The sequence below is a fragment of the Caulobacter sp. 602-2 genome, assembly GCF_011043625.1.
Lineage (GTDB): Bacteria > Pseudomonadota > Alphaproteobacteria > Caulobacterales > Caulobacteraceae > Caulobacter.
This window is the reverse complement of record NZ_JAAKGT010000004.1, coordinates 1-13,432: the sequence shown is the minus strand read 5'-3', so window position 1 is coordinate 13,432 and position 13,432 is coordinate 1. Positions and strand designations below refer to the sequence as shown.

The window sequence follows — 13,432 nt, the reverse complement described above, 5'->3', positions numbered from 1 at the left end:
CTCCGCGAAGGCGCGCCCTTGGGGGAGGGGTAGGGCGCGCCTGATGCCTGAAGTCTTAGGCCGCGTCGCTCAGCGCCGGTTGGGCGCCGCGGGTCCAGCGGACGGCGGCCTCGGCCACGCGCACGCCCAGCAGGCGGGCGGTCTCGCGGTCGCCGGCCGGCGGGGTGATCTCCGGCGAGGCGTTGTCCGACTGGGCGGCGACGCCGACGAACGAGCCCACGCGGTTGATCGTCTCCGGACCGCGCTCAGCGGCGGTGACGGCCGGCGGAGGGACGCCGAGGTTGATCCAGTTCATGCCGTGCTGGGCGGCCAGGATCGTCAGGCTGGCCAGGGCGTGGCCCTTGTCGCCGGCGAAGCTGTGCGAGTTGGTGAAGCCCGCGGCCAGCTTGTCCTTCCAGGCGCCGGTGAAGAAGGCGGCCGAGGAGGCGTCGGCGAAGACTTTGAACACGCCCGAGACGTCGCCCATGTAGGTCGGCGCGCCGAACACGACGGCGTCGGCCTCGGTGATGGCGTCGAGGATCGGCTTGAAGTCCTGGCTGGCGCTTTCGATCGGCAGGACGACCGGGGTCTGGCCGGCGTCGCGGACGCCCTGGGCGACCTTGTCGGCGAGGACGGCGGTGTGGCCGTAGCCCGAGTGATAGACGATGGCGACCTTGGTGGTCATGGCGGTGGTCCCCTCAAGGAGAATGATGTTGTCCGAACAGAAACTGTATCGGTAGCGATTACTTAATAGCGCCCGCGGCCGGCGCCAGGGGATCAGCAACAATTTCGGGTGCAGTTTTTCTGCGGGAGGCTTTCAGGTGCGCTCAGGGGGGGGCGGCGCGTCTAGAAATCCGTCCTTCCCCGCGAAGGGGGTATGCTCGGAGGAAAAATCGGACCGGCGTGGGAGAAGCGTCCCGACGAGTCCTCAGGCGCTCTTCAGGACGGCCTCGCGCTCGGCCGGGTCGGCCAGCAGGTCGGCCACCGAGATGCGCGACAGGCGCTCGGCGGCGGCGGCGTCGGCGGCGATCAGGGCCGCGCGGACGGCGTCGGGAATGCGGGCCCCGACCGGGCAGCCCTTCACGCCGGGAGGCGCGGTGCCGAGGTTGGCGCAGCCGTGGACGGCCCGCAGCACGGTGTCGAGGGTGATGTCCTGGGCCGGCTTCAGCAGCCAGGCGCCGCCGTTGGCGCCGGCGCGCGCGCCGATCAGCCCCGCCTTGCCGAGCATGGCGGTGACGCGCCGCACCACCACCGGATTGGTGGGGACGGAGGCCGCGAGTTCGGCGCTGGCCACGGCGCGGTCGGGGCTGAAAGCCTCCTTGTGCGCCAGATAGGCCAGGGCGTGGGCGGCGACGGGGAACTTCTGACTGTCGGACATGATCTTCTGTTAAGTCCGGAACGTAAGGGGGGAACGCAAGCGTTGAAACAAAAACCGTAAAGGCGCGCGGCCAAGGTCGCGATTGAACCCGGATCGGATTGGGTGTATCGCGCGCCGCTTGATCGATATGGGGCTTCGCGCGAGATTTTCGAGGGCGCGGTCCCGGAGGGATTGAATGGCTTCCGAAGCCTCCGGCGTTTCGAACACTGAGAACGCCTCCGTCGCGGCGTGCGACATTCCCCAGCAAGCGGGTTCAAATGGTCACGGTCCCAAGGGCCATGGCACGTTCGCGCTCGCCCTGGGATCCGTCGGCGTCGTGTTCGGCGACATCGGCACCAGCCCGCTCTACGCCTTCAAGGAGGCGCTGCACACGGCGGCCGCCGACGGGGTGACCCGGGCGGAGATCCTCGGCGTGGTGTCGCTGGCCCTGTGGGCGCTGATCCTGGTCGTGACGATCAAGTACGTGCTGTTCATCATGCGCGCCGACAACAAGGGCGAAGGCGGCGTACTGTCGCTGATGGCCCTGGCCCAGCGCGCCATGGGCCGTCGCACGGCCCTGGTGTTCGGCCTGGGCGTGATCGGGGCGGCGCTGTTCTACGGCGACGCGGTGATCACCCCGGCCATGTCGGTGCTGTCGGCGGTCGAGGGCCTGCGGACCATTCCCGCGCTCGAGCGCGGCATCACCACCGAGGTGGTGCTGCTGATCGCCACGGTGATGCTGCTGGGGCTGTTCTTCATCCAGAGCCGCGGCACGGCCAAGGTCGGCCAGCTGTTCGGACCGGTCTGCGCCCTGTGGTTCACCGTCATGGCGGTGCTGGGCGTCTACAACCTGCTGGCCCATCCCGGCGTGTTCCGCTCGATCAACCCCTACTACGCCGTCCATTTCCTGCAGCATCACGGCATGGCCGGCTTCATCGTGCTGGGCGCGGTGTTCCTGACCGTGACCGGGGCCGAGGCCCTGACCGCCGACATGGGCCACTTCGGCCGCTGGCCGATCCAGGCCGCCTGGCTGTTCTTCGTGCTGCCCTGCCTGGCGTTGAACTATCTGGGCCAGGGCGCCCTGGCGCTGAACACCCTGGTCGCCGCCGAGCAGTCGGGAACGCCGTTCCAGGAGCTCAACTGGTTCTTCGAGATGGCGCCCGACGTGCTGCGCCTGCCGCTGGTGATCCTGGCCGGCGCCGCCACCGTCATCGCCAGCCAGGCGGTGATCACCGGCGCCTTCTCGCTGACCCAGCAGGCCATCCAGCTGGGCCTCCTGCCGCGCATGGACGTGCGCCGCACCTCCGAGACCCAGTCGGGCCAGATCTTCGTGCCGCAGCTCAACACCATGCTGCTGCTGGGCGTGCTGGCGGTGATGTTCACCTTCAAGACCTCGTCGGCCATGGCCCACGCCTACGGCCTGGCGGTGACCGGCACGATGGTCGTCACGACCGCCATGGCCTTCATCGTCATGCGCCAGCTGTGGAAGTGGCAGCTGCCGGCGGCCCTGGCCTTCCTGCTGCCGTTCATGACGCTCGACCTGGTGTTCCTCAGCGCCAACGCCCTGCGCTTCTTCACCGGCGGCTGGCTGCCGGTGCTGATCGGCGCGGCCCTGTTCACCGTCATGGCCACCTGGGTGCGCGGCAGCCAGATCCTCAGCGAGAAGACCCGGCGCGACAGCGTGCCCCTGGCCGACCTGATGGAGATCCTGCGGGCCCGCGCGCCGCACCGCGCTCCCGGCACGGCGATCTTCCTGACCTCCGACCCGGACATGACCCCGGTCGCCCTCATGCACAATCTCAAGCACAACAAGGTGCTGCACGAGCGCAACGTGGTGCTGACCGTGCGCACGGCCGAGACGCCGCGCGTGCCCGAGGAGGATCGGATCAAGACCTTCAAGGTCAACGACGACTTCAAGAAGGTCGAGATCTACTACGGCTTCATGGAAAGCCCGAACGTGCCCAAGGCGCTGGCGCTGCTGCGCAAGCAGCAGGGGCTGAAGTTCGACATCATGGCCACCAGCTTCTTCCTGGGCCGGCGCTCGATCGTGCCGTCGGCCAATTCGGGCATGCCGCTCTGGCAGGACCGGCTGTACATCTTCCTGATGAAGAACGCGGCCAACCCCACCGACTTCTTCAAGATCCCGCCTGGCCGCGTCGTCGAGCTCGGCGCTCAGGTAACCGTGTAAGGCTGACCGCGTAGATGGATATTCTCGGCGTCATCGGCGACGTGCTCTGGATCCTGGCCCTGTCGATCATGGCCGGGGCCTCGCGCATGGCCTGGAGCAAGATCCCCAAGGGCGAGGCCACCCCGGTGGCCTGGTCGCCCAAGGGCGACACCCTGCTGCGCCTGCCGCGGGGACCGGCCCTGGTGCTGCTGCCGGCCGGCGCCTTCGCCATCAGCCTCTACCTGCTGGTCGAGAGCCGCCAGGCCGACGAGCTGACGATGTCGATCATCATGCTGGGTCTGCGCGCCACCCTGGCGGCGATCTTCGCGGTCATCCACCTGACCCAGGTGCGGCGGGCGCTGAACCAGCTGGCCCAGGAGGGCAAGATCCGGCTGTGAGGGTCTTCAGGCGTTAGTCGGACCGTCGGCCCCTCTGGACGCGCCGCGCCGTTGAGGTGAACGTTGAGCAACCTCAAGTGGATCGATCGATGCGCTTCGCCCTCGCCCTTGCCGTGCTCGCTCTGCCTGGTCTTGCTTTTGCTCAGGCCGTCCTGCCCTCGACGCCCGCGGGCGAGGCGGCCAGGGCCTATCTGGAGGCGCTGAACGCTCGCGACCGGGCAACCGCGGCGGCGTTCATCAAGGATCGTTTCCCCACATCACCGATCGACGGCGACGGCTTTGTGGGCTTCGGGCGCCAGGTCGGCGGCTTCGACCTCGTGCGTGTCGAGACAGCGACGCCGACCACCCTGACGGCCCTGGTGCGCGAACGCTACGGCGAGGGCTACGCCCGGCTCGAGATCCAGACCGACCCAGCCGCGCCCGGCCAGATCAAGAGGCTGGACGCGCGGGTCATGCCGCGCCCCGCGGAAATTCCCGCTGATCCGCGTCTCGACGACGCCGCCCTGGCCAAAGCCGTGGCCGACAAGCTGGCCCTCATGGGCGAGGACTATTCGGGCGTGGTGCTGATAGCCCGTAGGGGCAAGCCCTTCGCTGTCTTCGCCCAGGGCTTGGCCGACCGCGAGCGCAAGATCCCGATCACCCAGGCGACAAGGTTCCGGGTCGGCTCGATGAACAAGATGCACACCGCCGTCGCGGTGATGCAGCTGGCTGAGGCGGGCAAGCTGGACCTCCAGGCGCCGCTGGCCGCCTATCTGAAGGACTATCCGAACGTCGATTGGGCGCGGAAGGTCACGCTGCACCAGCTGCTGACCCATACCGGAGGCGCGGGCGACTTCTTCGGCCCCGAGTACGACAAGAACCGCGACACCCTGCGCACGCTGCAGGACTACGTCGTCCTCCATGGCGCGCGGTCCCCGACCTTCGAGCCGGGCGCCAAGTGGGAGTACGCCAACTACGGCTACATCCTGCTGGGCCGGGTGATCGAGGTCGTCTCCGGCCAGAGCTACTACGAGTATGTGGCCGACCATATCTTCAAGCCGGCGGGCATGACTGGCAGTGGTTTCGAGCCTGAGACGACAGCCGTGCCGGATCGCGCCGTGGCCTACGAGCATGTCGGTGACGCCTACAAGCCGGCCGGCGGTCTGCCGTGGCGCGGGACCTCGGCGGGCGGCGGCTATTCGACGGCCGAGGACTTCCTGAAGTTCGCGGCGGCGCTTTATGACGGCCGCCTGCTGGACGCAGCCCATCTCAAGCTGATGACCAGCCCCCAGGCCGAGGACGGGCGCGGGGGCAAGTACGGCTATGGCCTCTTCATCCGAACCGCCGAGCCGCCGATGGTTGCTCACGGCGGCGGCGCGGCGGGGATGAATGGCGACTTGCGGATTCTAGACGGAGGCGAAGGGGTGATCGTTACGCTCAGCAACGTCGCCCCGCCGTTCCTGGCCGGGCGCATCAGTCAGTTCGTGGCGGAGCGGTTCTCGCCCCAGGGCGAGCGAAGGCCCGCAATCCGCCCTTAGCCGGCGCCGATCCGGCTGCTTGGGCGCGGGCCGTCGGTGGCGGTGGATGTTCCTGGCTCCCGGGCGGGAATGATGGGTGTTGATAGTTGATCAGGAGCCTGTTGTTTCCCTCGTCGCAAAAGCGCGCTAAACGCCCCGCGACTTTGTGTTTTCGCCTTCGACAAGGACCCCCGACATGGCCCAGAAGCCCGTCAAGAAGGTCGTGCTCGCCTATTCGGGCGGCCTCGACACCTCGATCATCCTCAAGTGGCTGCAGACCGAGTACGGCGCTGAAGTCGTGACCTTCACCGCCGATCTCGGCCAGGGCGAAGAGATCGAGCCGGCCCGCGCCAAGGCCCTGGCCGCCGGCGTGAAGCCCGAGAACATCTTCATCGAAGACGTGCGCGAGGAGTTCGTGCGTGACTTCGTGTTCCCGATGTTCCGCGCCAACACGGTCTATGAAGGCCAGTACCTGCTCGGCACCTCGATCGCCCGTCCGCTGATCGCCAAGCGCCAGATCGAGATCGCCCGCCAGGTCGGCGCCGACGCCGTCAGCCACGGCGCCACCGGCAAGGGCAACGACCAGGTCCGCTTCGAGCTCGGCTACTACGGCCTCGAGCCCGACATCACCGTGATCGCCCCCTGGCGCGAATGGGACTTCAAGTCCCGCGAGGCCCTGCTGGACTTCGCCGAGAAGCACCAGATCCAGATCACCAAGGACAAGCGCGGCGAAGCCCCGTTCAGCGTCGACGCCAACCTGCTGCACTCCTCGTCGGAAGGTAAGGTCCTGGAAGACCCGGCGGTCGAGGCCCCCGAGTTCGTCCACATGCGCACGATCGCTCCCGAGGATGCGCCGGACCAGCCGACGATCATCACCATCGACTTCGAGAAGGGCGACCCGGTCGCCATCGACGGCGTGGCGATGAGCCCGGCCACCCTGCTGACCAAGCTGAACGAGCTGGGCCGCGACAACGGCATCGGCCGTCTCGACCTGGTCGAGAACCGCTTCGTCGGCATGAAGTCGCGCGGCGTCTACGAGACCCCGGGCGGCACCATCCTGCTGGCCGCCCACCGCGGCATCGAGAGCATCACGCTCGACCGCGGCGCCATGCACCTGAAGGACGAGCTGATGCCGAAGTACGCTTCGCTCGTCTACAACGGCTTCTGGTTCTCGCCCGAGCGCGAGATGCTGCAGGCCGCCATCGACTACAGCCAGACCAAGGTGTCGGGCCAGGTTCGCGTGAAGCTCTACAAGGGCAATGTCACGGTCATCGGCCGCACCAGCCCCTACTCGCTGTACGACCAGGACCTGGTCACCTTCGAAGAGGGCAAGGTCGCCTACGATCACCGCGACGCCGGCGGCTTCATCAAGCTCAACGCCCTGCGCCTGCGCGTGCTGGCCAAGCGCGACCAGCGCGGCTGAGGCGCATCGCCGCTTCGATAGGAACGAGCCCCGCCGGAAACGGCGGGGCTTTTTCTTTGGTCGCCTAGAGGGCGTGGCAGCCGTGAACCGAGACATAGGTGGTGTCGACGCGCCAGCGGCCGCCTTTCTCGCGGTACATGAACCAAAGCCCGCATTGGACTTCGAGCGCGGCGTAGTCGCCGTCGGCGTTGATGGCGACCCGGCTGAACGCGTAGCCCTCGTCGGCCAGCCGAGGGCGCAGGCCCTGGCAGCTCCACAAGGTGGCGCGACGCTGTTTCCGCCTGGCGTCGGCGAGGGTCGCGCGGCGATCGGTGAACATGCCGTCCAGCGGCGCGGGATCGGCGACATCCTGCACGGGACCGGTGATCGACCTGGCCAGGCGCTCTATCACCGCGCATTCGGCGGGGTCAGCGACCGCCAAGGGCTGGCCGCTGGCGGTCCTTGCCGGAGAATGGACGCAGCCGCTGGCCGTCAGGGCGACGGCGAGAAGCGCCAGGTGCGCGGCGCGAACCATGCCGTGGTCGTCAGCTCGCCGCCGTCTCGGTGGTCGGCTGCACCAGGTTGGGCGCGATGTTGACGCCGGTCTTGTTGTAGACCACCCAGCCGATGACCTTGAACACGGTGTTCAGCAGGGTCTGGCCCAGCGCCAGGGTCATGAACTTCGTGAACTGGATGGTCTGGTTGAAGGCCAGTTCCTGGTTGTGAAGGATCATGTCGGCCGCTTCGGGCGTGATCTGGTGATTGGCCAGGGCCGTGCGGGTCTGGATGGTCGCTTCGGCCAGGCTGCGGAGATAGCCCGGCACCACGGCCTTGTTGGCGTTCCACCAGTCGGTGGCGGTGTCGCCCAGCTGCTGTTCCAGCACCGAGACCAGGCTGTCGACGTCGTCGATCTGCAGGGTGGAAAAGTCGGTCGTCATCGGGCGCCGGGCCTCACTTCATGGCGGTGACGGCCTTGGCCGCCTGATCGCAGCTGACCATCATCGCGGTGGTCGCGCCGGTGTTGGGGACGATCCCCTGGAGCTGATGCAGCTGGGCCAGGCCCTGGACCTGGGCGCTGCAGCCCTTGATCAGAGACACCTCGATGTCGATGGCCTTCTGGGCCGGCTTGGCGGCGTAGGGCTGGGAGGCGGCGCGCACGGCCGCCACGGCCAGCGCGGCCTGGATGTCGGCGTAGGACTCGATCTTGCCGGGATAGGTGGACTTGTCGACGTAGAGGCCCATCTCGGCCTCGGCCGCCAGCTTGGCGACGCCCTCGTAGGCGGTGGTGATCTTGCTATCGAGGGTGGGGTCATACGGCGGGGCGAACACCGCGCAGCCGCCGAGCGTCAGAGTGCAGGCCAGGGCGATCGCCGGCCGTCGCATGGTCTCGAACATGGTCCCTCCCGAAGGCCGCCAAGGTGGCGCCGCTTCGGGAGGGTCTCAAGCTCAAAGTTGAGCGATGTCGGCGCGCTTCCTTTGCGCGAGCATCAGCCGTCGCAACCGGTCGGCGGGCCCTCGGCCTGGGAGGCGGCGATCTCGGCCTTGGCCTTCTCGAGGTCGGCGGCGAAGGCCGGGTCGGCATGCAGCCGCGAGACCATCACCCCGCCCAGCAGGCGGCCGGCCTCCAGGTCGCTGGGGAAGTGCACGCCGCAGATCACCCGGCTGTCGCCGAACTCGCGTCCGCGGGCGGTGATCTGGGCGGCGCGGTCGGGCACCAGCTCCGCCAGCACAAGGCCCCACGACCAGCCGATCAGCGCATGGCCGGACGGATAGGAGCCCTCGGTCTCGATCCACTTCTCGCGCGGCACGCAGATCGGCTTGCTGTTGCCCACCGGCGGGCGCGGGCGCGAGAAGGCCTGCTTGGCCGGGCGATAGATGGTGCCGGCGTCGTCGGTCATGCGCAGCAGCAGGTTGGCCAGGGTCGGGGTCTTCTCCGGGCTGATCGTCACCTTGGCGGCGCAGGAGAAGCTCTTGAAGCCGCCCGCCCCCGAAAGGTCGGCGTCGGCGATCGCCTTGTCCCAGGCCGGCGTGCCGGCCAGCTTTCGCGTGTCGTCATAGGCGGCGCGGTCGGCCTTGCCGCGCGGCGAGTTCGGAGCCGGGGGCGGGCCGACGATGTCCGGGGCGTCGAACGGCTCGGCCAGGGTCAGGTAGCCCTTCGGCGGCTTCGTCCAGGTCGTCGACCCGCCGGCCTGGGCGTAGGTCTTGGCCGGCGCCTGGCCCGACAAGGGCGCGCAGGCGGCCAGCAGCAATGCGGCGGAAATGGGGGCGGAGGCGAAGGCGAGCGAGGAAAAACGCATCATGGAAAGCCCGAAGTGAGGTCGTCTGGACACAGAGCGAGACGACTTGGCTGCGTCAAGAGAAAGCGGATTGACGCGAGGATATGTTATTTCATAACGCAATCTTTGCCGCTCCCCCGGCAAGTTGGGAAATTCCGTCCATGACCCGTTCCATGGTCCGTCGCCAGGCGCTCGCCGCCGCCAGCCTCCTGGCCCTCGCCGCCGCCGCGCCCGCCTGGGCCGCCGACACCGCCGCCCCGCCCGCCGCCGACACCGATCCGGCCAACGCGGTCTCGCAGGTGGTGGTGACCGCCGCCCCCTACGCCGTCTCGCTCGACACCGTGACCAGCAGCGTCAACGTCGTCACCCGCGACAAGCTCGACGTCGCCCCGCCGGCCGGCCTCGGCGACGTGCTGAACGGCCTGCCGGGCCTGCGCTCCACCTTCTACGGCCCCGGCGCCTCGCGCCCGGTGATCCGCGGCCTGTCTGGCCCGCGGGTGATGGTGCTGCAGAACGGCGTCGGCCAGGTCGACGCCTCGGCCCTGTCGCCCGACCACGCGGTGGCTTCCGACCCGGCCGAAGCCTCGCGCATCGAGGTGCTGCGCGGTCCCTCGACCCTGGCCTATGGCGGTTCGGGCATCGGCGGCGTGGTCAATATGCTCGACGAGCGCGTGCCGTCCACCCGCGCCAGCGCGCCGGTCGAAGGCCGTGTCGCCGGCTCGATGTCCAGCGTCGACAGCGGCTGGGGCGTCAGCGGCGCGGCCAAGTTCAACGCCGGCCCGCTGGTGTTCGCGGTCGACGCCGTGCACCGCGAAAGCGACGACTACGACGTGCCGGTGGCTCCGGTCTCCTCGCGCCTGGCCGCCCGCGACGGCCTGACCGTCGACCCGGAAAAGACCGTGCGCAACACCGACGTCGAGATGGACGCCTATGGCGCGGGCGTCTCCTACGTGCACGACCGCGGCTTCGTCGGCCTGTCGGTCAAGCGCACCGACACCACCTACGGCGTGCCCTACCAGCAGATCCTGTCGCCCATCGACCCGGACGCCGAGGGCCCCGTCTCGATCCACCTGCAGCAGACCCGCTACGACCTGCGCGGCGAGCAGGAGCTCGACACGCCGTGGTTCGAGAAGGTGCGCGTCTCGATCGGCCACGCCGACTACCAGCACGCCGAGGTCAGCGTCGAGGACGGCGAGGTCGGCACCCGCTTCCTGTCCGACGGCACCGAGGGCCGGGTCGAGCTCGTCCACCGCGAGCACGACGGCCACCAGGGCGCCATCGGCTTCCAGGCCCTGACCCGCAGCTTCGAGGCGATCGGCGACGAGGCCTTCGTGCCCAGCGTCGACATCAAGGAGTACGGCGTCTTCACCCTGCAGCGCTTCGATCGCGGCGACTGGGGCGTGGACGCGGGCCTGCGCTTCGACACCCGCTCGCTGGAGACGGCGACCCAGAAGCGCGACTTCGACAACGTCTCGGCGTCGCTGGGCGTGTTCTACAAGCCCGCCGAGCACCAGTTCTACGCCCTGACCCTGTCGCGCAACGGCCGCGCGCCCACCGAGTTCGAGCTGTTCGCCGACGGCCCGCACCCGGGCACCGGCGGCTACGAGAAGGGCGACGACAGCCTGGATTCCGAGACCGTCACCTCGCTGGAGGCCACCTACCGCTGGACCGGTCCGCGCCTGCGCGTGGAAGGCCACCTGTGGGGCGCCTGGTACGACAACTTCATCGAGGAGGCTCCGACCGGCGAGATCGAGGACAGCCTGCCGGTGTTCCAGTACTTCCAGACCGGCGCCAAGTTCCACGGCGCCGAGCTGGAGGTCGGCTACGACGCCTGGCGCGGCAAGGACCAGTCGATCCGCCTGGAAGGCGTGGCCGACTATGTGCGCGGCGAGACCGATCTTGGCGTGCCCGCGCGCGTGCCGCCGTGGTCGCTGACCGGCCGGGCGATCTGGAGCGCCTCGAACGTCGAGGCCGAACTGGAAGTGCGTCACGTGGCCGAGCAGGACCGGGTGGCGACCTTCGAGCTGCCGACCGACGCCTACACCACCGTGAACCTGCGCGTGACGATCAAGCCCTTCGACGACAAGCCGCTGCGCTGGTTCGTCGACGGCCGCAACCTGACCAACGAGGAGGTGCGCGAGCACGCCTCGTTCCTGAAGGACATCGCGCCCTCGCCGGGCCGGTCGATCCGCACCGGGATCGCCTGGAAGTTCTAGGGCCGAAGGCCCCGCGGCTCTCGCTTCGGACGCGAGAGTCGCGGGGGCGATTCTCCGTCTGGACGTGTCGATTGCCGGGATATCGCAGATCGGCTAGAAGCGCTGACCACCTCAAGGCCGCCTAGAGCGATAGAGCGTCCGTTCTTTCAGCCCTGCTTGTAGAGCTTCTTATGGAAACGACCCAGTCCGCCGGCGGCATCACCGGCAACGTTCTCTTCTACTCGACGCCCGAACCGCTGAACCGCGATCAGCACGGCAAGCTGGCGCTCGTCCACCAGGACAAGCCCTACGCCTTCGCCGCGGCCGGCACGGCCGTGCCGCTGACCGTGACCGAGTTCGGTCCGGCCGGCCTGTCCTACCCGATCATCTTCGCCGGCGACGAGCGCACCCCGCTGGCCGTGATGGGCCTGAACCAGGGCGAGAACCTGTTCATCCACGCCGACGGCTCGACCGAAATCGGCGTCTACATCCCGGCCTATGTCCGCCGCTATCCGTTCGTGCTGGCCAATGACGACGCGCAAGGCCGGATGATCGTCTGCATCGACCGCGCCTCGAGCCTGCTGTCGGAAGCCGGCGAGACCCCGCTGTTCGACGCCAAGGGCGAGCCGACCGAATACACCCAGAACTGCATCAAGTTCTGCGACGACTTCGAAGTCGAACGCCGCCGCACCGACTCGTTCGTGCAGCTGCTGAAGGACAACGACCTCTTCGAACTGAAGACCGCCACCTACACGCCGGCCGGTCCGGACGGTCAGCCAGGCGAGCCGCAGACCGTGGCCGAGTACTACGGCGTCTCGGAAGAGAAGCTGAACGCCCTGCCGGTCGAGAAGCTGAAGGAACTTCAGGCTTCGGGCGCCCTGGCCCAGATCTACGCGCACCTGGTGTCGCTGGTCGGTTGGGATCGCCTGATCGCCATCACCATGTTCCGCCAGTCGCAGGCCCCGGCCGCCAACCTCAACTGAGGTTCGCGCTAGGGACGACCCTGGGAACAAAGAAAGAGGGCGGCGGATCGCAGGATCCGCCGCCCTTTTCATTTGGACGGGCTCTTTGTGTGGTGCGCCTCTAGTGCACCGACACCGGCGCCAGTTCGTGGGCCAGGGCGGCGGCCACGGCCGCGTCGCGGTCGGTCAGCACCGCCAGGCGGGCGCCGTCGGCCCGGCATACCGCATACAGCGTCTGGTCGGGCGCCAGGTCGAAGTCCTCCACGCCCTCGGGGGCGTCGGCGAGAATCTCGGCGGCCTTGATCGGGCGCACATAGACGAGGTCGGGCGCGCCCAGCGCGGCGAAGGCCTCGGTCGAGAAGAACGGCGTGTGCGAATTGGGCGTCATGTGACCACCTCCTTCGATAGGGGAACGCTCCGAAGTCCCTGCGGTTCAGGCAGGAGAGCGTGAGTGTTGTTTCGGGCCTCAGCCCTGCGAGCGGATGGGGATGCGCCTGACCTGGCGCTCGGGCGGCGGGCGGGCGACGTCGACATGCAGCAGGCCGTGTTCGAGCGTGGCGGCCGAAACCTCCATGCCTTCGGCCAGGACGAAGGTGCGCACGAACCCGCGGGCGGCGATTCCCCGGTGCAGATAGGCGCGGTCGGCGTCGGCGCGGGTGTCGCCGTCGCGGCGTCCGGCCACCACCAGCTGGCCGCCCTCGACGGTGACCTGCAGCTGGTCGGGAGAGAAGCCGGCCACGGCCAGGGTGATGCGCACGCCCTCGTCGGTCTGTTCGACATTATAGGGCGGATAGCTTTCACCGGCGGCCTTGGCGGCGCGCTCGATCAGGTCTCGGGTGTGTTCGAAGCCCAGCAGGAAGGGGCTGTCGAACAGGATCGTCCGGGTCATGCGAAGTCCTTACGCATCAAAGCGACTTCGTTCGCGGAGGTCCGGAGCCCTGCAGCGGCGCCCCGGTCCGCGATCGTAGGCTTGAAGTGGCGACGCCGGGGGCGGGGTTCAAGGCATAGATAGGAGAGGGAGGGGCGGCGCGACCGTCCGTCGCGGCGCCAAAACACCAGACCTAACATCAGACCTGTGGATGCGTGCGGGTTGGCGCTTGTCATCATCCGGTCACGGGCCTATATGCGCTCCTCCTCGGAACGGCGCTGACGAAGACGCTCGGAACCGGGGCCGAAAGGCCCTTGCTTCGGTTGGATCTC

14 protein-coding genes are annotated in these 13,432 nt (G+C 68.5%); 6 read left to right on the top strand and 8 right to left on the bottom strand.

What is annotated here, in order from left to right; all coding sequences use genetic code 11:
* Positions 1 to 55: 55 nt before the first annotated feature.
* Together G5B46_RS10215 and G5B46_RS10210 are read right to left on the bottom strand one after the other, a co-directional pair.
* Positions 56 to 664, bottom strand: a complete 609-nt coding sequence (locus G5B46_RS10215; RefSeq protein WP_165258385.1) for a flavodoxin family protein — start codon at positions 662 to 664, stop codon at positions 56 to 58.
* A 243-nt stretch (positions 665 to 907) separates the two neighbouring features.
* Positions 908 to 1,357: an Rrf2 family transcriptional regulator gene (locus tag G5B46_RS10210; RefSeq protein ID WP_101720319.1), complete on the bottom strand. Its 450-nt coding sequence runs from the start codon at positions 1,355 to 1,357 to the stop codon at positions 908 to 910.
* A 175-nt stretch (positions 1,358 to 1,532) separates the two neighbouring features.
* Between G5B46_RS10210 and G5B46_RS10205 the strand changes: the two genes are divergently transcribed.
* The 4 genes from G5B46_RS10205 (at position 1,533) to G5B46_RS10190 (ending at position 6,820) form a co-directional block, all read left to right on the top strand.
* The gene (locus tag G5B46_RS10205) at positions 1,533 to 3,524 is read left to right on the top strand and encodes a potassium transporter Kup (protein ID WP_165258383.1); all 1,992 of its coding nucleotides are present in this window, start codon (positions 1,533 to 1,535) and stop codon (positions 3,522 to 3,524) included.
* 14 nt (positions 3,525 to 3,538) lie between these two features.
* Entirely contained in the window at positions 3,539 to 3,901 is a 363-nt protein-coding gene (locus G5B46_RS10200; protein WP_165258381.1) for a hypothetical protein, read from the top strand.
* A gap of 89 nt (positions 3,902 to 3,990) precedes the next feature.
* On the top strand, positions 3,991 to 5,418 hold the full coding sequence (locus G5B46_RS10195) for a serine hydrolase domain-containing protein (RefSeq protein WP_165258379.1): 1,428 nt from the start codon (positions 3,991 to 3,993) through the stop codon (positions 5,416 to 5,418).
* A 175-nt stretch (positions 5,419 to 5,593) separates the two neighbouring features.
* A complete protein-coding gene (locus tag G5B46_RS10190) occupies positions 5,594 to 6,820 on the top strand; it encodes an argininosuccinate synthase (protein ID WP_165258377.1) in 1,227 nt (408 codons plus the stop codon).
* 64 nt (positions 6,821 to 6,884) lie between these two features.
* Here the strand turns inward: G5B46_RS10190 and G5B46_RS10185 are convergent, their stop codons facing one another.
* From G5B46_RS10185 to G5B46_RS10170, 4 genes are all read right to left on the bottom strand, one after another.
* On the bottom strand, positions 6,885 to 7,334 hold the full coding sequence (locus G5B46_RS10185; RefSeq protein WP_165258375.1) for a hypothetical protein: 450 nt from the start codon (positions 7,332 to 7,334) through the stop codon (positions 6,885 to 6,887).
* A 10-nt stretch (positions 7,335 to 7,344) separates the two neighbouring features.
* Positions 7,345 to 7,737, bottom strand: a complete 393-nt coding sequence (locus G5B46_RS10180) for a hypothetical protein (protein WP_165258373.1) — start codon at positions 7,735 to 7,737, stop codon at positions 7,345 to 7,347.
* A 13-nt stretch (positions 7,738 to 7,750) separates the two neighbouring features.
* Positions 7,751 to 8,194, bottom strand: a complete 444-nt coding sequence (locus tag G5B46_RS10175) for a hypothetical protein (protein WP_165258371.1) — start codon at positions 8,192 to 8,194, stop codon at positions 7,751 to 7,753.
* 92 nt (positions 8,195 to 8,286) lie between these two features.
* Positions 8,287 to 9,099: a phosphatase PAP2 family protein gene (locus G5B46_RS10170; RefSeq protein WP_240903431.1), complete on the bottom strand. Its 813-nt coding sequence runs from the start codon at positions 9,097 to 9,099 to the stop codon at positions 8,287 to 8,289.
* Positions 9,100 to 9,248: 149 nt separating this feature from the next.
* On the opposite strand from G5B46_RS10170, the gene G5B46_RS10165 reads away from it, so the two are divergent.
* On the top strand, positions 9,249 to 11,291 hold the full coding sequence (locus G5B46_RS10165; RefSeq protein WP_165258935.1) for a TonB-dependent receptor: 2,043 nt from the start codon (positions 9,249 to 9,251) through the stop codon (positions 11,289 to 11,291).
* Between the two features lie 170 nt (positions 11,292 to 11,461).
* Positions 11,462 to 12,253 carry a SapC family protein gene (locus G5B46_RS10160; protein WP_165258369.1) on the top strand — a complete coding sequence of 264 codons (792 nt, stop codon included), beginning with the start codon at positions 11,462 to 11,464 and terminating at the stop codon, positions 12,251 to 12,253.
* A 100-nt stretch (positions 12,254 to 12,353) separates the two neighbouring features.
* Here G5B46_RS10160 and G5B46_RS10155 read toward each other — a convergent pair whose 3' ends face one another.
* Both G5B46_RS10155 and G5B46_RS10150 read right to left on the bottom strand, forming a co-directional pair.
* Positions 12,354 to 12,620 (bottom strand): DUF1150 family protein, encoded by a 267-nt coding sequence (locus G5B46_RS10155; protein WP_110122192.1) that lies wholly within the window; start codon positions 12,618 to 12,620, stop codon positions 12,354 to 12,356.
* A 78-nt stretch (positions 12,621 to 12,698) separates the two neighbouring features.
* Positions 12,699 to 13,121 (bottom strand): Hsp20 family protein, encoded by a 423-nt coding sequence (locus G5B46_RS10150; protein WP_165258368.1) that lies wholly within the window; start codon positions 13,119 to 13,121, stop codon positions 12,699 to 12,701.
* Between the last annotated feature and the right edge of the window lie 311 nt (positions 13,122 to 13,432).